Origin of the sequence: Paraburkholderia sp. NPDC080076 (genome assembly GCF_050281145.1) — a bacterium.
Lineage (GTDB): Bacteria > Pseudomonadota > Gammaproteobacteria > Burkholderiales > Burkholderiaceae > Paraburkholderia.
This window is the reverse complement of the sequence record NZ_JBNNWQ010000010.1, coordinates 294,589-313,140: the sequence shown is the minus strand read 5'-3', so window position 1 is coordinate 313,140 and position 18,552 is coordinate 294,589. Positions and strand designations below refer to the sequence as shown.

General features: G+C 62.3%; 18 protein-coding genes. 12 read left to right on the top strand and 6 right to left on the bottom strand.

Annotated elements, in window-relative coordinates; translation table 11 throughout:
* Nucleotides 1-37: 37 nt before the first annotated feature.
* The 4 genes from ACQKRQ_RS33095 to ACQKRQ_RS33080 all read right to left on the bottom strand — a co-directional run bounded on the left by ACQKRQ_RS33095 (nucleotide 38) and on the right by ACQKRQ_RS33080 (nucleotide 4,415).
* Complete coding sequence (locus ACQKRQ_RS33095; protein ID WP_427481619.1) at nucleotides 38-889, bottom strand: carbohydrate ABC transporter permease; 852 nt, start codon at nucleotides 887-889, stop codon at nucleotides 38-40.
* A 19-nt stretch (nucleotides 890-908) separates the two neighbouring features.
* Entirely contained in the window at nucleotides 909-1,814 is a 906-nt protein-coding gene (locus ACQKRQ_RS33090) for a carbohydrate ABC transporter permease (RefSeq protein ID WP_132381878.1), read from the bottom strand.
* An 86-nt stretch (nucleotides 1,815-1,900) separates the two neighbouring features.
* Nucleotides 1,901-3,154, bottom strand: coding sequence for an ABC transporter substrate-binding protein (locus tag ACQKRQ_RS33085; RefSeq protein WP_427481618.1), 1,254 nt, complete (start codon nucleotides 3,152-3,154; stop codon nucleotides 1,901-1,903).
* A gap of 121 nt (nucleotides 3,155-3,275) precedes the next feature.
* Complete coding sequence (locus ACQKRQ_RS33080; protein ID WP_427481616.1) at nucleotides 3,276-4,415, bottom strand: ABC transporter ATP-binding protein; 1,140 nt, start codon at nucleotides 4,413-4,415, stop codon at nucleotides 3,276-3,278.
* A 204-nt stretch (nucleotides 4,416-4,619) separates the two neighbouring features.
* On the opposite strand from ACQKRQ_RS33080, the gene ACQKRQ_RS33075 reads away from it, so the two are divergent.
* The 12 genes from ACQKRQ_RS33075 (at nucleotide 4,620) to ACQKRQ_RS33020 (ending at nucleotide 17,394) form a co-directional block, all read left to right on the top strand.
* Entirely contained in the window at nucleotides 4,620-5,636 is a 1,017-nt protein-coding gene (locus ACQKRQ_RS33075; RefSeq protein ID WP_427481614.1) for a LacI family DNA-binding transcriptional regulator, read from the top strand.
* Between the two features lie 180 nt (nucleotides 5,637-5,816).
* Nucleotides 5,817-7,289, top strand: a complete 1,473-nt coding sequence (locus ACQKRQ_RS33070; RefSeq protein ID WP_427481612.1) for an NAD-dependent succinate-semialdehyde dehydrogenase — start codon at nucleotides 5,817-5,819, stop codon at nucleotides 7,287-7,289.
* A 544-nt stretch (nucleotides 7,290-7,833) separates the two neighbouring features.
* On the top strand, nucleotides 7,834-9,192 hold the full coding sequence (locus ACQKRQ_RS33065; RefSeq protein WP_427481611.1) for an MFS transporter: 1,359 nt from the start codon (nucleotides 7,834-7,836) through the stop codon (nucleotides 9,190-9,192).
* 57 nt (nucleotides 9,193-9,249) lie between these two features.
* Nucleotides 9,250-10,467, top strand: coding sequence for an acyl-CoA dehydrogenase family protein (locus ACQKRQ_RS33060; RefSeq protein WP_427481609.1), 1,218 nt, complete (start codon nucleotides 9,250-9,252; stop codon nucleotides 10,465-10,467).
* Between the two features lie 23 nt (nucleotides 10,468-10,490).
* Nucleotides 10,491-11,048 carry a 4-hydroxyphenylacetate 3-monooxygenase, reductase component gene (hpaC, locus tag ACQKRQ_RS33055; protein WP_427481607.1) on the top strand — a complete coding sequence of 186 codons (558 nt, stop codon included), beginning with the start codon at nucleotides 10,491-10,493 and terminating at the stop codon, nucleotides 11,046-11,048.
* Nucleotides 11,049-11,050: 2 nt separating this feature from the next.
* Nucleotides 11,051-11,758 carry an EthD family reductase gene (locus tag ACQKRQ_RS33050; protein WP_427481606.1) on the top strand — a complete coding sequence of 236 codons (708 nt, stop codon included), beginning with the start codon at nucleotides 11,051-11,053 and terminating at the stop codon, nucleotides 11,756-11,758.
* Nucleotides 11,759-11,787: 29 nt separating this feature from the next.
* Nucleotides 11,788-12,738 carry a LysR family transcriptional regulator gene (locus tag ACQKRQ_RS33045; RefSeq protein ID WP_427481604.1) on the top strand — a complete coding sequence of 317 codons (951 nt, stop codon included), beginning with the start codon at nucleotides 11,788-11,790 and terminating at the stop codon, nucleotides 12,736-12,738.
* 85 nt (nucleotides 12,739-12,823) lie between these two features.
* Nucleotides 12,824-13,744, top strand: coding sequence for a LysR family transcriptional regulator (locus tag ACQKRQ_RS33040; protein WP_132381860.1), 921 nt, complete (start codon nucleotides 12,824-12,826; stop codon nucleotides 13,742-13,744).
* 103 nt (nucleotides 13,745-13,847) lie between these two features.
* Entirely contained in the window at nucleotides 13,848-15,170 is a 1,323-nt protein-coding gene (locus tag ACQKRQ_RS33035) for an MFS transporter (RefSeq protein WP_427481603.1), read from the top strand.
* 99 nt (nucleotides 15,171-15,269) lie between these two features.
* On the top strand, nucleotides 15,270-16,319 hold the full coding sequence (locus tag ACQKRQ_RS33030) for an amidohydrolase family protein (RefSeq protein WP_427481602.1): 1,050 nt from the start codon (nucleotides 15,270-15,272) through the stop codon (nucleotides 16,317-16,319).
* Nucleotides 16,316-16,984: an RraA family protein gene (locus ACQKRQ_RS33025; RefSeq protein WP_132381854.1), complete on the top strand. Its 669-nt coding sequence runs from the start codon at nucleotides 16,316-16,318 to the stop codon at nucleotides 16,982-16,984. The genes ACQKRQ_RS33030 and ACQKRQ_RS33025 overlap by 4 nt, the downstream gene beginning before the upstream one ends.
* Before the next feature lie 11 nt (nucleotides 16,985-16,995).
* A complete protein-coding gene (locus tag ACQKRQ_RS33020) occupies nucleotides 16,996-17,394 on the top strand; it encodes a hypothetical protein (protein WP_427481600.1) in 399 nt (132 codons plus the stop codon).
* A gap of 139 nt (nucleotides 17,395-17,533) precedes the next feature.
* Here the strand turns inward: ACQKRQ_RS33020 and ACQKRQ_RS33015 are convergent, their stop codons facing one another.
* On the bottom strand, nucleotides 17,534-17,821 hold the full coding sequence (locus ACQKRQ_RS33015) for a PAAR domain-containing protein (RefSeq protein WP_427481598.1): 288 nt from the start codon (nucleotides 17,819-17,821) through the stop codon (nucleotides 17,534-17,536).
* Between the two features lie 13 nt (nucleotides 17,822-17,834).
* Nucleotides 17,835-18,552, bottom strand: a 718-nt coding sequence (locus ACQKRQ_RS33010) for a hypothetical protein (protein ID WP_427481596.1), incomplete at its 5' end; no start/stop codon positions are given.

Sequence of the window (18,552 nt, the reverse complement as noted above, 5' to 3'; positions counted from 1 at the left end):
GAGAAAGTCTCGTTGTTGGATGACGTCGAACAGGCGCTCAGCCCTTGCTTGCACCGAAGGTCAGACCGGCGACGAAATGCTTTTGCATTGCGAAGAACATCAGCACGGAAGGCAACGCGGCCAGCACCGAACCGGCGGCGACCAGATTCCACGCGGTCGTCCACTGGCCCTTGAGCGCCGCGACGCCCACCGTGATCGGCGCGGCGTCGTCGCCTTGCGTGAGACACAGTGCCCAGAAGTAGTCGTTCCACACGAACGTGAACACCAGAATGCCGAGCGCGGCGAGCGCGGGCCGGATCAGCGGCAGCACGATGCGCAGGTAGATAGTCCATTCGCTCGCGCCTTCCACGCGCGCGGCCTCGATCATTTCGAACGGCAACTGTTTGATGAAATTGCGCAGAAACAGTGTGCAAAACCCGGTCTGAAACGACACGTGGAAAATCACCAGCGCCCAGACGCTGTTGAAGAGTCCGACCTTCAGCGCCATGTCGCGCACCGGGATCATCAGGATCTGGATCGGCACGAAATTGCCGGCGACGAACGCGAACAACACCGCCGTATTGCCCGGAAACCGATAGGTCGCCAAAGCAAAACCCGCCATCGACGCCAGCACGATCGCGCCGATCACCGAGGGCACCGTGATCAGCACGCTGTTGGTGAAGTAATGCAGCATCGGCGTTTGCGTGAGCGCGGCACCGTAGTTTTCGATCAGCGCGAAATGTTTGGGCCAGCCCCAGTAATCGCCTTGCGAAAGCTCGTCCGATGAACGGATCGACGTGACGAGCACGGCCAGCATCGGCAGCAGCCAGATCAGCAGCGCGATGGGCAGCGACACTTTGTAAAGCGTGCGATTGAGCGGTTTCCAGCGTTCGACGGGAAGCGGATACATGACGCGTAACTCCTGGAGATCAGCGTTCTTCGCGCAACATGCGGCGCAAATGGAACACGATGTAGACGAGCATGATGGCGAACAGCACCACGGCAATCGCCGCGGAATAGCCTTCGCGGTAGTACTTGATGGCCTGGTCGTACATGTAATAGGCGAGCACGGTGGAGCTGTCGAACGGACCGCCGCCGCTCATCACCGCGATCAGATCGAAGCTGCGCAGCGCGCCGATCACCGTCAGCACCACGGCCATGAACGTGGCGGGCCGCAGTTGCGGCAGGATCACGTACCACAGCAACTTCACGCCCTTGGCGCCTTCCATGCGCGCCGCCTCGACCACTTCCGGATTGATACCGGTCAGGCCCGTGAGATACAGCACCATGCAGAACGGTGTTTGCGGCCACAGCGCGGCGAAGACGATGCCGAACGTCACCGTGTGCGGATCGCCGAGCACGGGAATACCGTGGCCGACAATCAAACGAAGCAAGCCGAAGCCCGGGTCGTAGAACCAGCTGAACACGAGACCGACCACCACGCCGGAGAGCACGAATGGCGCGAAGAACAGCGACTTCACGACGCGCATGCCACGGATATGCTGGTTCAGATACAACGCGAACAGCAGGCCGAGCGGCGGCGCGAGCAGGAACAGCACGAGCCAGATGAGATTGTTCTTGAGCGCCGTATAGAACGTGTCGGCATGAAACAGCTCGATGTAGTTGTCGAAACCCGCGAAGGTCTTCGGCGTCATGCCGTCCCAGTGGTAAAAGCTGAGCGAAATGCTGCTGATGATCGGATACACCACGCACAGGCAGAACAACGCACAACCCGGCAACAGGAAAAAAAACGCGGCGCGGTGCTGGTGACGGCGCGTCGTCGAGACGTGACGGTGCGAAGCCGCGGGTAGGCGGCGCGCTGCGGAATGAGACATGGATCGGGCCTCGTCGGAAAATCGAAGACGAATCGAGGACGAGCGCCGGCCGTTGCTACGTCGCCGGCGCTCCAAGGCTTACTTCTTTACTTCTGGTAGATGCGCTTGCGGGTCGCTTCGAGACGCACGAGCACGGCGTCGAGTTGCGACGGATCGCTGTAGAACTGCTGCATCGCCTTCATGCCTTCGTCGGCCATTTCCTTCTGCATGTCGCGATCGTAGAACTGCGCAATGCCGCCTTTGGTGTTGGCGAGCGTCTGGAAGCCGACCTTCGAAATCGCGTCTTCAGGTTCCGCCGACTGGCTGTTCGACGGCAGTTGGCCCCAGCCCTTCGCGAGATCGGCGTTGATCTGCGGCTGTTCCATGAAGGCGAGCAGTCTGCGCGCGTCGGCCTTGTTCTTCGCTTTCGCGGGAATCAGCAGCACGTTGACCGGACCGTCTTCGGCCATCGGCACATTGGCGTCGATCACCGGGAAGCGGAAAAAGCCGGTTTGCGGTTTGAGGTTCGCCGGAATGCTCGCGGAGAAGAACGTGCCCATCAGCATCATCGACGCCTTGCCGTTCACGAGAAACGGCGCGATCGAATCGAGGTCGTAGGAGAGCGCGTTGTCGATGAAGTAGTGATCGTCGATCAGCGTTTTCCACGCGGTGTAGACCTTCTTGACGCGCGCATCGGTGTACGGAATTTCGCCCGCCATCAATTGCTGATGGAATGCGTTGCCGTTGATGCGCAGATCGAGGTAATCGAACCAGGCGGCGAGCGTCCAGCTATCGCGCGCGGCCACGGCGATCGGCGCCACGCCGCTCGCCTTCAGCTTCTTGCAGGCATCGAGGAATTCGTCCCACGTCTTCAACTCGCTCTTGATGCCGGCCTTCTCGAACAGATCCTTGCGATAGAAGAAACCGTAGGCGTCATAGCCGAGCGGCGCCGCGTACTGCTTGCCCTTATATGTCGACGCTTCCTTCACCGACGCGTACTGCTGCGACCAGCCGTTCTTGCTCCAGTCCGACGACAGGTCTTCGAGCAGGCCGCGTTGCGCGTAATACGCCATGCGCTCGCCGTCGTGCCACGAGACGACGTCGGGCGGATCGGTGGCGAGCCAGCCGCTCATCTGCACCTTGTACGCTTCCTCGGTGATGTAGGTCACCTTGAGATCGACATCGGGATTGGCTTTCTTGAACTTGTCGAACGCGTCCTGCCACGTCGAGCGCTGATTACCGCGCGCCGATACGTTGACGTTGAGCGTGGCGGCGTCGACGGCGGCACAGCAGAGCGAGCCGGCAACCAGCGCGGCTGCGATCGACACGTGTGCAAGACGGCGAAGGCGAAGAGCAATCATCTTGTGTCTCCTTGATACCTTGTTGACCGGCAGCGTGTGGCTGCCGGCGATGTAACCCGCTCTGTGGCGGAATTCGGCTTTGATGAATCAGTGAGTGCTGTCAGCGCTCACAAATGAAAACTCAAGCGGCGGCCCGCTCGGGTTCGAAGGTGCTTCGCCGCAATGCCAATCCATCCGCGTCGAACAGATGACACGCGGAAGGCGGAACATGAATGGCGATGCGCTCGCCGGAACCGATCGGCGTATCGCCCGCAGCCTTGGCGATGAGCGTGCCCGCCGCGTGATCCGCGTGAATATAGCTGTGCTCGCCGAGCCGTTCCGAGAGCACCGTCGTGCACTGCACGAATTGCCCGTCGCCATCGAGGCGCAGATGTTCGGGCCGCACGCCGAGCGTGACCGGCTGGCCGCGCTGCAAGCGTTGACCGTCGACGTGCGCGATCAAGCGCTCGCCGCTTTTTAGCAACGAGACCGTCACACTGCCTGGTTCGATCGAGTCGACCACGGCGTCGATGAAATTCATGCGCGGCGAACCGATGAAGCCCGCCACGAAGCGCGACTTCGGATGGTGATACAACTCGAGCGGCGCGCCGCTCTGCGCGATGCTGCCGAAGCGCTCCGCATCCGCGCCGGCGTGCAGCAGCACGATCCGGTCGGCGAGGGTCATCGCTTCAACCTGATCGTGGGTCACGTACACCACGCTCGCGTTGGCAAAGCGCTGATGCAGGCGCGCGATTTCGACTCGCGTCTGACCACGCAGCGCAGCGTCGAGATTCGAGAGCGGCTCGTCGAACAGAAACACGCCGGGCTCGCGCACGATCGCCCGGCCGATTGCGACGCGCTGCCGCTGGCCACCCGAAAGCGCCTTCGGATAGCGCTGCAAATAATCATCCAATTGCAGAATGCGCGCGGCTTCGCGGACCTTGCTGTCGATCACGTCCTTGGGCTGTTTCGCGAGTTTCAGTCCGAATGCCATGTTGTCGAACACGGTCATGTGCGGAAACAGCGCGTAACTCTGAAACACCATCGCCACGCCGCGTGCCGCGGCGGGCACGTCGTTCACGAGACGGCCGCCGATGTGCAACTCGCCTTCGCTCAGGTCTTCGAGACCGGCGATCATTCTCAGCAGGGTCGACTTGCCGCAACCCGACGGCCCAAGAAAGACGCAGAACTCGTGCTGCGCGATTTCCAGATTCACGCGTCGGATCACCGGCGGATGGTCACCGTACGACTTCTGCACATTCGTCAAGCGAATCGCTGCCATGCTGCCTCCTTCGGATTTAACCGCTTAAATTTCTGTGAAAAATAAGTGGCTAGCCCTTGTGCAGCAAGCATTTAATCGCTTAAATTCGAGTTCGAAGGAAAAAGTCATGGTGGGTGTCTCCGCTGTGTTTTCCAGCAAGTTATCAACGTCGTCCTCAGCTTGCAACATTTGAATCGCATTCCCTGAATATGGGATAAATCGCATATGGTCACTTTGTCCGAAGTCGCGAAGCGCGCTCACGTTACCGCCGCGACCGTCTCCAACGTGCTGCGCAACCGCGAGAAAGTGCGCCCGGAAACGGCTGAACGCGTGCTCAAGGCAATCGCCGATCTCGGCTATCGGCCCAATCTGAATGCGCGTGCGCTGGCCGAGGGCCGCTCGTCGACGCTCGCCTTGATGCTGTCGAATATATCGAACCCGTTCTATCCTGAGTTCGTGCTGGCCGCCGAGCGCGCCGCGCGCAAAGCCGGCCACTTCCTGATGGTTTGCAATACTGACGATGACGCCGAGATCGGCCGCGCCTATCTGAACCAGATCGCGGGCACGCTGGCCGACGGCGTGCTCGTCATGAACACGGACATCACGATCAACGACCTGTGCGCGTCGGCCACGCACAGCGCGCCGATCCTGCTGGCCATGTGGGAGCACCCGGAAGCGCCGCCCGCGCTGCCTTGCATCGCCGTGGACTTTGCCCACGCGGGCGAGTTGGCCGCGCGGCATCTGCTCGAACTCGGCCACCGCGAAATCGGCCTCCTGATCGGCGACGGTTGCGGCGGCTTGCAGGACGCGCGCTCCAACGGTTTTCGCGCGGCGATGCGCGCCGCCGGCATCGAGACCGATGCGGCCGCGGTGCTGCAGATCCGCGACTCGATCGACGCCGGCTACTCCGCCTGCATGCAACTGATGGCGAACCGGCCGCACCTCACCGCGATCTTCGCGACCAACGACCTGCTCGCGATCGGCGCGGCGCAGGCCCTGATCACGCTGGGCCGTTCGGTACCCAACGACGTTTCGGTGATCGGCATTACCGACATTCAACTCGCCCACCAGGTGCACCCTGCCCTCACGACGGTCGCGATTCAAACCGCGGCGATCGCGGAATTGTCGATCGAAAGTCTGATCCGGCTGATCCAGACGCCGCACCAGCAGCCGTCGATGGTGCTGGCGCCGCCGCCCACCTTAGTGGTGCGCGCGTCGACCGGCCCGCGACGGCTGAAATGAATTTGCAGGGTAATCAGCAGAAAATGCTGTCATCGCCGAAAAAAAACGGCGTGCAAACCGCCGGCGCCTCGATTGGCAATTTCATCGATTGAGGCAGAGGCGTAGCATCGATCCATCAATCGACGCGCGTACGCGGCCGCGAGCCTCGCTACGTCAAGGGCAACCTGAAGGAGCAACCGAATGTCTCTCGCATTGACACGCAATGAACTGATCCGCCCGCTAAACCTGATCGACGGAGCATGGACCGGCGCCGCCGACGGCGCCCGCTTTGCCGTCACCAACCCGGCCACCGGCGAAACGATCGTCGAAGTCGCGAACAGCGGCGCCGTGGACGCGCGCGCCGCCACCGACGCCGCCGCCCGCGCCTTCCCTGCATGGCGCGACAAGCTGCCGCGCGAGCGCGCCGAGATTCTGCGCCGCTGGCACGCGCTGATCGTCGCCAATACCGACGACCTCGCGAAGCTGATGTCGATGGAACAGGGCAAGCCGCTCGCGGAAAGCCGCGGCGAAGTCGCTTACGGCGCGTCGTATGTGGCGTGGTTCGCCGACGAAGCGACCCGCATCTACGGCGATCTGATTCCGCAGCAGCAGCGCGGCAAGCGCATGAGCGCGGTGAAGGAACCGGTGGGCGTAGTCGCCGCGATCACGCCGTGGAATTTCCCGCTGGCCATGATCGCCCGCAAGATCGCGCCCGCGCTCGCGGCCGGTTGCACCGTGGTCGCCAAGCCCGCCGAAGACACGCCGCTCACCGCGCTCGCCCTCGCCGCGCTCGCGCAGGAAGCCGGTTTGCCGGACGGCGTGTTGAACATGCTGTCGGCGTCGCGTGAACAGGGCATTGCCGCCGTGGCCGATTGGCTCGCCGACGCGCGCGTGCGCAAGATCACGTTCACCGGTTCGACGCCGGTCGGCAAGCATCTCGCGCGAGAATCCGCGGGCACGCTAAAGAAGCTCTCGCTGGAATTGGGCGGCAACGCGCCCTTCATCGTGTTCGACGACGCCGATCTCGACGCGGCCGTTGTCGGCCTGATGGCGGCGAAGTTCCGCAATGGCGGTCAGACCTGCGTGTGTCCGAACCGCGTGTATGTGCAAGCTGGCGTCTATGAGCGCTTCGCCGAACTGCTCGCGCGACGCGTCGCCGCTTTGAAGGTTGCGCCCGCAACGGACCCGGACGCGCAGATCGGCCCGATGATCAACGAACGCGCGATCGACAAGATTGCCCGTCACGTGGAGGATGCCGTCAAACACGGCGCGAAAATCCTGGTCGGCGGCAAGCGTTTGACGGAACTCGGCCCGAACTACTACGCGCCGACCGTGCTGACGGACGCGCGCGACGACATGCTCGTCTGCTGCGAAGAAACCTTCGGCCCGGTCGCGCCGCTATTCCGTTTCGACGACGAAGCCGAAGCGATCCGCCTCTCCAACGACACGCCGTTCGGTCTCGCCGCCTACTTCTACACGCAGGACGTGCGGCGCATCAATCGCGTGACCGCGCAGCTCGAAGCGGGCGTGATCGGCATCAATGAAGGCGCGGTGTCGAGCGAAGCGGCGCCGTTCGGCGGCGTGAAGGAATCGGGCTATGGCCGCGAAGGGTCGAAATATGGACTCGACGATTACATGTCGATCAAGTACATGTGCCAGGGCGGGCTTGACTGACGAGCCTCCCGTTGCCCGTGCTTTGATGTCTTGATGCCCGAATGCTCTGCCGCCGAACGCCATCGCTTCTCACTCGTAAGAGGCGCTGCGCCGAGGCGGCAGTTCTCATTTGCCCGCGATAAATCCAGCACGACGCCGGCCCAAACGCTTTCGCCGGTTCATGGTCGTGAAAGAAGCAAGTAGTCGAAGCTCAGCGTATCGAAGTCGGTCAGCTGCAATGCAGGTCCCCTCCGTTGTTCGCAGGATAAGACCGCCGTTCAGCGGCTCGCTCTGCACTCCGCCAAATCTCAGCCCCCCGAATCAAAACCCGTTCCCCTATCCAGAGAACGCCAACACGCCCGTCGCCGCAACGGCCTCGCGCGAAATACCGTAACCGTCATGCACACGATTCATGACGGCCATTTTTGGCCCGAATTTGACCGCGTTATTTCCCGGTCCTATCGTTCGATCATGCCTGCCGGGCTCGTCTCGCCAATCCTGCCGAACAACATGGCGAGAACGCGCGACCCTCCACATCGTGACCTTCCACCTGCCATGACCCGCCATGAATTCTGACGCGACAGCCGCTCTGACATCCTTAACCTCAACCCGGCCCACCAGCAAGGTTCGTCGCGCAGTGACGACCGCCGTGCTCGGGCAGGTTCTCGAATGGTATGACTTTTTTCTCTACGGTACCGCTGCCGCTCTCGTATTCGGCAAGCTGTTCTTTCCGGTCGGCAGCGATCCGCTGACGGGTACGATCGCGGCATTTGGCGGCTTTACGGTGGGCTTCATCGCGCGGCCCATCGGCGGCGTGTTGTGCGGCCATATCGGCGACCGCTACGGCCGCAAGACGGTCATGATGCTGACGCTGCTCGTCATGGGCACGGCTACAGTCTGCATGGGTCTTCTGCCGACGTATCAGCAGATCGGCCTCGCGGCGCCCGTCATGCTGGTGCTGCTGCGCATTCTGCAAGGTCTCGCCGCCGGCGGCGAATGGAGCGGCAGCATTCTGCTGATTCACGAAAGCGCGCCCGCCTCCCGGCGCGGTGGGCTGGCAGCCTGGAGTCCGTGCGGCGCTGCATTCGGCTTCGTGCTGTCCACCGCCGCGTTTCTGCTCGTGCAAACGCTCTCGCCCGCCGACTTCCACAGTTGGGGCTGGCGCGTGCCGTTCCTCTGCAGCGCCGTGCTGGTCGCGCTCGGTCTGTGGATGCGCCGCTCCGTCGACGAAAGCGCGGAGTTTGCCGAGGTCAAGGCGACTCGCCGCGATGCCCGCATGCCGATCGTCGAAGTGCTGCGCCAATGTCCGCGCCAGGTACTGACGGTGTTCGGCCTGCGCTTCGGTGAAGGCGCGGCGTCGTACATCTTCTTCGCGTTCTCGATTGCGTATGGTCAGTTCATCGGCCTGAAATCGAGCTGGGTGTTGGGCGGCCTGACCGTGTCGATGCTGCTGATGATTCCCGTGTCCCTGTTCATGGGCCGTCTCACGGACCGTGTCGGCCGCAAGCCGGTCTACCTCGCCGGCGCCGTGGCGATGGTGCTGGTCGCCTATCCGTATTTCACGTTGCTCGGCTCGGGCGTGCTGTGGAAAGTCATCACCGCGCTCGTACTCGCCAACAGCATCACGCTCGGCATTCTGGAGGGCGCACAGCCCGCTTTCATCAGCGAGTTGCTGCCCGTTCATCTGCGCTTCTCGGGGCTCGGTATCGGCCGCGAGATTTCATCGGTACTCGGCGGCGGACTTTCGCCGATGGTGGCGACCGCGCTGCTCGCGCACTACCGCAGCGCCGCGCCGGTGGCGATTTATCTCGTCGTGCTCGGTTTGATCACAGTCCTCGCCACCTGCTTCGCACCGGAGACCTTTCCAAAGGCGCTGCGGCTTCAGGCGAAAGCCAGAGAGCACGTCGAGCACGAAAGCGCTTAACGCTCTATCGACGCCACTTCGTCCGCACTCATTCACTCCCATTCTCAAGCCAGAATCATGCAAAGCCTTCAGATGAGCAGTCTTTCGACCTACGCCTACGAACCTCGCGCAATCGATCACGCCGATCCGTATCCCGACTACGCCGGCCCGATCACACTCGACGCGCTGATCGGCGAGATCGAGCGCCGCCGCGACGAGTTCGATCAACTCTCCCACGTTCCGCGCGACATGATCGCGAAGATGAAGCGCGCCGGCATCTTTCGCGCGAGCACGCCGCAACGTTTCGGCGGCGACGCGCTGCCGCCGGCGCAATTCCTGCGAATGCTCGAACGCATCGCGATCGCCGACGGCTCGGCCGCGTGGGTCGCCGCATTCGGCTCGGCGAATACCTATCTGGCCGCATTGCCCATCGAGACGCAGCAGCAGATTTACGCCACCGGCCCCGACCAGGTTTTCTCGGGCGGCCTCTATCCGCTGCAACCCGCCACCAAAGCGTCGGGCGGCTTCGTGGTCAGCGGGCAGTGGCGCTTCGCGAGCGGCTGCAAGGGCGCCGACTGGATCGGCGTCGGCATCGGCGGCACGCCCGCCAATTCCGGCGATGCGGGCGCGGGCAAACCGTTCACCGCCGTGTTCCCCGCGCATGAAGTCGAGATCGTCGAGAACTGGAACGTGGTCGGCATGCAGGGAACCGGCAGCCACGATTTGCGGCTGCGCGAAAAATTCGTCGATGCGCAATGGACCTTCGTGCGCGGCGGCGCGGCGCTGATCGACGAACCGCTCTACCGCTACCCCGCCGTCGCCTATCAGGCGCAGGTGCACGCGGCCGTCAACATCGGACTCGCGCGCGCGGCGCTCGATCTGCTGACGGGCCTGTCCGGCTCGACCAAAACCACCACCGGCGCGCCGCGCCTCGCCGATCGCGGCTATTACCGCTCGGGCCTCGCGAAAGCGGAGGCCAACTGGCGCAGTGCCCGTGCCTTCTTCTACGAATCCGCCGAAGCCGCGTGGCAGACGATTATCGACGGCGATCCCGTCTCGCAGGAACAGGCCAATCTGTTGCGCCTCAGCGCGACGCACGCCGCGCAGATCGGCGCCGAAGTGGTGATGCAGGCTTATCAGATGGCCGGCATCGCCGCGATCTATCGCGAGAACCGGTTGCAGCGTCTCGTGCGGGATTCGATCGTGGTGACGCAGCATGCGTTTCTGGGCGAAGGCACGTACGACGCGTCGGGCGCATTGTTCGCCGGTGTGCCGCCCGTCACGCCTTTTCCGTGACTCGGCACGCCCTGCCTCAAGCCATGCAACAGGAAAAGAACGTGACGATCGAAGACACCAGAAAGCGTTTCCGCGATGCGATGGCGTGCCTGCCCGCCGCCGTCAACATCATCACCACGGACGGACCCGGCGGCCGCTGCGGCATCACCGCGAGCGCGGTGTGCTCGGTGACGGACGCGCCGCCGACCATGCTCGTCTGTATCAATCAGGCAAGCTATGTGCACGACGTACTGCATCGCAACCGCAGCGTGTGCATCAACGTGCTTGCCGCCGAGTGCCAGGAACTCGCGCGTGATTTCGCCGGCATGACTACGTGCTCGATGGACGAGCGCTTCGGGCGCCATGCATGGACGAGCGGCGCGTCGGCGGCGCCGGTGCTCGCGGATGCGATCGCCAGTCTCGAAGGCGAGATCGTCGACATCAAGACGGTCGGCTCGCACTCGGTCATGTTCGCGCAGATCCACCACATTGCGTTGCGCTCGGATGGCGATGGGTTGATCTATTTCGGCAGGCAGTTTCATCGGTTGACGCGGCCGCAAGCGGCGGCTTCGCCGTCGGTTGCCGCGCAAGGCGCGAGGTGAATGTGGAAGTCTGCTTCTTTCTCGTTGGCCACGGTAAGCCTGCGCGTGAAGCGCGGTCTCTCGATCTGTCGCGGTTCGAACTTACACAGCGAAACGTAGAGGGACTACGCAGTTTCGTGATCCACCTGCCCGCGGAATCGGACGACTGCGATCCTTTGTCGAAGTCCGACGCTTCCGCGCGACCTCGTTGCGTGCTGCAAGGGTACTTCGACGACCTCGACCTGCTTGAACAAGCGCTGCAACCTAAGGGCGCAATACACGACGTCGTAAACGAATCTTCGAGCACGGGTCTCACTTTCACCCAGCAAGCGATGGCGGTCAGGCGATTCACCACACCGGATCCAGGCGACTTCGGCACTCGCGCCGTCCGCTGCACCTACCTCGTCAGCTACGAAGGCGAAGCGCAGGACTTCAACGCATGGCTCTCGCATTACCTCGCGCATCATCCACCGCTAATGGCGCAATTGCCCGGCATTCGCGAACTCGAAATCTACACGCGGCTCGATTACCGCTCGGGTCTCGGCATCGAACGCGCCACGGCCATGCAACGCAACAAAGTCGTCTTCGACGACCCCGCGTCGCTAGCGGCTGCCCTGGCGTCGCCGATTCGCGCCAGCATGAAGCAGGACTTCAATAGCTTTCCGCCGTACAGCGGCGCGACGCTGCATTTCCCTATGCGCAGCATTTACGGTAATCTGAAACCCAAATAAATGCCCTCTCTCGCCGCGATCCGAACGTCATGACCAAGTCGCACCCCGGCATTACGGATTTGAACCTGCTGCGCGTATTTCTGGCCATCTCCGATCTGCGCAGCCTGACCGCCGCGGGCGAGCGTCTCGGACTCACGCAACCGGCGGTCAGCCACGCCTTGCGCCGGTTGCGCATTTTATTCGACGATCCGCTGTTCGTTCGCACGCCCACCGGCATGGTCCCCACCGACGCCGCCCTGCGCTTGCACGCGCCGCTCACGCAGGCGTTCGGCATCATCAACGACGCGGTCCAGCAAATCGCCAAGTTCGATCCCGCCACGGCGCAGCGCGTGTTTCGCGTGTCCATGTCGGATATGTCGGAGTTCTATTTCCTGCCGCCGCTTCTTTCGATGCTCGACCGCAGCGCGCGCGGCATTCGCCTGGAGATTGCGAATGTTTCCGTCGATTCGGTGAGTTCGGCCATGCGCAGCGGCAAGATCGATCTGGCGCTCGGCTACGTGCCCGGTCTCGATCCAGGTTGCGTGAGCAAGACGCTCTTTGTCGACGAACATGTTTGCGTGGTGCGCGCCGGTCATCCGCTGCGCAAACAGAAGCCGACCAAGGAGGACCTCGCCAGCTTGCGATATGTGTATGCCAGCACCAACGCGACCGGTCACCGGATGGTGGAACAGTGGCTGGAAGAATTGAATCTGCGCCGGGATATCGTGCTGCGCCTGCCTCATTTCGTGGTGGCGCCGGAGATCGTTCAGCATACCGACCTTGCCGTGATTTTTCCGCGCAGTATTGCGCAGCGCTTCAACCGCAACAAGGCATTTCGCATCCTGCCCTTGCCGTTCGCGCTGCCACCCATCGAAATTCAGGTCCACTCGCACTCGCAATTTTCAGCGGATCCGGGCATTGCCTGGCTGCTCGATGAGATTTACGGCATGTTCCATCAACCGTCGATTAGCGCAAAGACGCGAGCGCCGGCTGAATCGTGAGGGCGTCAGGCCGATTCGCGGCTAGTGGCTTATTTCAGGCGCAAGGATTGCCCCGCCACCTGAACAGGAGACCAGGAAAACCGATATGAACATCAGAGCCCTGCAGTGCTTCGTGATTCTCGCGGAGGAGCTCAATTTCAGCCGTGCCGCCGAGCGTCTGCATATCGCGCAGCCCGCGCTGAGCCAGCAGATCCGTTCACTCGAAGAACGGCTCGGCACGCAACTGGTCGATCGGGCAAGACGTCCGCTGAGTCTGACCGAAGCGGGCCATTATCTGTGCAGCGAGGCGCGTCAGATACTCGGCTCTCTGGAACAGGTGACGCTCGTCGCGCAGGAAATCGGCGTTGGCCGGCGCGGCTGGCTGAGCGTCGGATTCACCCGTTCGTCGATGTACAGCGTTTTGCCGCCCGCGCTCAAGGCATTTCACAAGGCGTATCCGCAAGTCGAACTCAAACTCTTCGAGATGCTCACCGAGGAACAGACCGATGCGCTGCGCGACATGCGCATTCACATCGGCATCGGCCGGCAGCCGCTGACGGTTGAAGGTTGTACGTCGTATCCGCTGCTGCGCGAGCGCGTCGTGGCCGCGCTCGAACCCAGCCATCCGCTTGCTGCGCACAAGAAGGTGAGCATTGCCGATCTCGCCGATACGCCGCTGATTCTCTATCCAAAGCATCAGAACGCCCAGTTCAAACGCTCGGTGCAGTCGCTCTATCGCGATGCGGGAATCACACCGCTCGTCGCGCATGAGGCTTATGAAATCCAGACCGCGATTGCCCTGGTTGCGGCGGGTCTCGGCGTGACGTTTATTGGCGAATCGGTGGCGCGGCACGGACGCACCGACGTGGTTTACCGTCACCTTACGGGACCGGGCTCGTCGTACCGCTCCACGCTCGCGGCCACCTTTCGCACCGACGATGCTTCGCCTCATCTGCGGGCATTTCTGGCTTGCCTTCCCGCCCCGCTCACCGACGCACACTATAAGAAAAAAATTATAGAAGCATAAGCAACCGGTCTTGGACTCCCTGTCCGCGCGTTCGTATCATTGACCTCACACATGATTAGAACGCAGCCACGGCTACGGCCGTCGCCGCAAGGTAGGAGACAGGATGACCGCGATCAACGAAGCCGTAACCATGCGAAAAGTTTACGGGCGCCTCATGCCCCTGCTCTTCGCGATGATGTTCTTCAACTATCTCGACCGGATCAATATCGGTTTCGCCGCGCTGGACATGAACAAGCAGCTCGGTTTCAGCCCGGCCGTGTTCGGCTTCGCAGGCAGCATCTTCTTCGTCGGCTACATGGTGCTGGAGGTGCCGAGCAACCTGTTGCTGCATCGTGTCGGCGCACGCCGCTGGATCGTGCGCATTCTTCTGACGTGGGGCGCGGTCGCCGCGGCGACGGCCTTCGTGTTCAACGATTCGAGCTTCTACGTGCTGCGCTTTCTGCTCGGCGTGATGGAAGCGGGTTTTCTGCCGGGCGTCGCGGTCTATCTGACGAAATGGTTTCCGGTGCGTTACCGTGCGCGCGCGGTTGGGGGATACATCATCGCTGGTTCGTTTTCGGCGGTGCTGGGCGGTCCGATCTCGACCGCGTTGATGACCTACGCGAACGGCATTCTCGGTTTGCAGGGCTGGCAGTGGATGTTCATCCTCGAAGGCGTGCCGGCCATGCTGCTCGGCCTGTTGACGCTGCGCATCATGACCGAACGCCCCGCCGACGCCGACTGGCTGTCCGACGACGAAAAGCGCTGGCTCGAATCGACGCTCGCCGCCGAGCGCGAGGCCGTGGGCGGCAACACGCATTTTCCGCTGCTGCGCGTGGCGGGCGACATCCGCGTATGGAGCCTGGCGTGTCTGTTCGGTTGCGCGCTGGTCGGTATTTACGGCCTCTTCCTCTGGCTGCCGCAGATCGTCAAGAGTCTCGGCCATCTGAGCAATCTCGAAGTCGGCTTTCTGTCGGCCGCGCCGCCCTTGCTCGGCGTATTGGGCACCTTCCTCATCAGCCGCAGTTCCGACCGCACCGGCGATCGCAAGAAGCACCTCGCATTCGTGTACGGCATGAGCGCGCTAGCCATTGCCGGCAGCGCGTATGCGCCGAACCCGGTGATCGCTTATGCGCTGCTGTGCGTGACCGGTTTGTTCATCTATGCCGGCAACCCGCTGTTCTGGAGCCTCGCGTCGTCGTTCAGAACCGGCGCGGCGGGCGCCGCGACGATCGCGCTGATCAACACCATCGCGCAGTTCGGCGGGCTGGTTGGTCCGTGGAGCATCGGCCTCGTGCGCAACGCCACCGGCAACTTCAAGCTGGCTTTGCTGACGATCGCCGCCTTTCTGATTGTCGCGACGATCATCGCGCTCGTCATGCGAGTCACACCGGCTGAGGACGAAGCGAATTCGCTCGCCACCGGCGACGCCGCCCCGCGCGCCTGAGAAGCGAAGCGGCCGCACACACAGTTTGGAAAAACAGCGGACTGAATCTGCGCGCGCGCCATGTGCGCGCGCAAGGACAACTCACAGGATTTGCACACCATGATCATTGATTGCCACGGTCACTACACGACCTCGCCGCGTCAGCACGAAGCCTGGCGCACGCAGCAGATTGCCGCGCTGAAGGACGGCGGCACGCCGCCACCGCGCCCTGTCATTACCGACGACGAGATCCGCGAGAGCATCGAGGGCGGCCAGTTGCGGATTCAGCGCGAACGTGGGACCGACCTCACGATCTTCTCGCCGCGCGCGGCCGGCATGGGCCACCACCTCGCCACCGCCGAAGCCAACGCGCTCTGGTCAAGCGAATGCAACGACCTCGTGCATCGCGTATGCGAACTGTTTCCGCGCAACTTCGTTGGTGTGTGTCAGTTGCCGCAGGCGCCCGGCGTACCGCCTTCGAACTGCATCGCGGAATTGCGGCGCTGTGTCGAAGAGCTTGGCTTTATCGGCTGCAATCTGAATCCGGATCCGTCCGGCGGCCACTGGTCCGGCTTGCCGCTCACGGACCGCTCCTGGTATCCGCTCTATGAAGCGATGGTGGAGCTCGACGTGCCGGCGATGATCCACGTCTCGTCGTCGTGCAATCCGAATTTTCACGCGACGGGCGCGCATTACATCAACGGCGACACGTCGGCGTTCATGCAGTTGCTGCAGGGCGATCTGTTCGCCGACTTTCCGACGCTGCGCTTCATCATCCCTCATGGCGGCGGCGCGGTGCCGTATCACTGGGGACGCTATCGCGGACTCGCGCAGGACATGAAGCGTCCGCTACTCAGTGAATACCTGCTGAAGAACGTGTTCTTCGACACCTGTGTGTATCACCAGCCCGGCGCCGAACTGCTCGCCAAGGTCATTCCGGTTGACAACATCCTGTTCGCGTCGGAAACGATCGGCGCGGTACAGGGCATCGATCCGGAGACCGGCCACTATTACGACGACACGCGCCGTTATATCGACGCCATCGAATGGCTCAGCGACGCGGACCGCCAGCGTATTTACGAAGACAACGCGCGCGCCGTGTATCCGCGGCTCTCGCGTCAACTCGATCGACAACTCGCAGCACAAGGAACTCAAGGGGCAACGGTATGAATCCAATCGGATGGCGCGAATACGACTCCGCACAGCAGGCCAACCCGGCCACACTCGAAGCACTCCGTGAGCTGGCCGTCTCGCTGCTGAGCGACAACATGGCGCGCGCGAGCGGCATGGTGGGCTTGCGGCCTTATCATCAGCCGCGTCCGATGGCCGGCACCGCCGTCACGGTCCACACGCGGCCGGGCGACAACCTCGCGATTCATCGCGCGTTCGACTTTTGCCGGCCCGGCGACGTGCTGGTGATCGACGGCGCGGGCGATCTCACGCAGGCGCTAATGGGCGAGATCATGGCGAGCTACGCGGAAAGTCTCGGCGTGCAGGGCCTCGTGATCGACGGCGCGATCCGCGACGTCGGTGCGTTGCGTCAGCGGGAGTTTCCGGTGTATGCGCGCGGCGTGACGCATCGCGGGCCGTACAAGAACGGACCGGGGGAAATCAACGTGCCGGTCACGGTCGGCGGCATGGTAGTGCATCCAGGGGATATCATTGTCGGCGATGAAGACGGCTTGCTCGCAATCGCCCCCGCCGATGTGGAGGCGGTGATCGAAGGCGCGCGCCGTCAGCACGCGAAGGAAGCGGCGGCGCTGAAGTCGATTGCCGACGGCAAGTTCGACCGCTCGTGGGTCGTTCCGCACCGGGAACGGATGATGAACAACTGATAGTGGACTTCATGGCGCGATATCTGACCGCTGCAACACTCCTCGAACTCGCGCGCGATGCGCAGACGCGCGCCACTGCGCCCTGCTCGTGCACGAAGACGCCACTGGACGGCTGGCAATCGCAGCCTTTGTCGCTCGATGAAACGCAGTTCGAGGAAATCGGCACGCTGTTGCCGGAGGACGATCCGGAGCCGACGTTCCGCGAGTATCTGCCGGGAAAGACCAGTTACTGGGCAGCGGATGCGCCTATCGCGCCGCGGTACTTTCCGTATAACCGCTGCGCCGTGTGGCAATGCTCGTTGTGCGGGCGACTTTATTTGCGGTATGTGGAAGGTGGTGGGTATTTCGTCGACCGCAGGATTCGTGCGGTGCGGGTGGAGTTGATTGAGGATGTGCCTTTGCCGGCGTGATGGGGGGCGGGCCGAGTCGAACGAGCGGCCGGATGATGTTGCAGTCGTACTGCGCATCCTCGCACGTGTCCGGCTGCGGATTCGTTTGCCCGTTTGCCTGAAGATTGGCTGCCACTACTTGTTCCTTGTTGCCGTGAAGTCAATCAGCGTGCGGTGTAGGTTGCGCAATCAGGATCGCGTTGCAGGTCGTTTTGTGACCTTCTACCGCCATGGGCTGACCGAAATCATCGCAGCCGTCCAGACCTTCGGCGATTTCAAACAGATGTGGCGCGCACAGCGGACACGTCACCCGATCGCCCTTCCGGGCAATGGGAATTTCCGCTGCGCTCCAGGTCGATGAGGGACTGCCGGAAATCACCTTGCCGCCGTGACTGGTGGTGTCGCCTACGACAATCTGCGCTTTTCCTTGCAGGTTTGCCCGTTCCATTGCAGGTTCTCGCCTATTGGGTCGCCGTACCGGAAAGCGATTGGAGCGCTTTGATCGGCGGGTCTTGATATGTCGTGTCGATCGTGAAGCCCTGGGCTTTGAGCGCGGCTTCCGTCTTGAGTCTCATCGCGTGGTATTTTTCGAGTTCGGCGGGAAGGAGGGTTTTCCAGTTATGAATTTTTTCGGCATCGCCGGGGAAATAGCCAAGACCATAAAAAGCGTACTCGTTCTTTACGTTCACACCCAGAAGATACGTACTCTTACCGACGAAGCCTCCCATGTTGCTCTCAAAAATCGAAAACTCAAGATATACGCCATCCGCATAGAAAACCCACTTTGGAAATTTCCCTTTTGCTTCGATCCATTCATCCAGCGTTGGCGTGTAGGTAGAATCCAGCGAGTACGCCCAGTTTGCTGCGCGCGAAGCGGCGAAATTCCAAGCCTGCTTGCCAGTAAGGCGTGGGTCTTCTACGTCGATATATCGCTTCCAGCCCGCTGCCCGCAATTTGGCAAGGACCTCCATGACGCGATCACGGGCAAGCTGGTGCGCGTCAGCCTGCTCAGCACTGACACCGAAACTGATGTCCCAACTGTAGATCCCTTCGGGCTCGTCCTTGTCGGCAAAGCCAATGGCACCTAGTACGTTCTCTACTGTGAAGCTGTGTTTGCCTTGCTCATATTCCACCACGCCGAGTTTCCCGCCAGTCCATTCCCGCTGGTAGAACATCGCG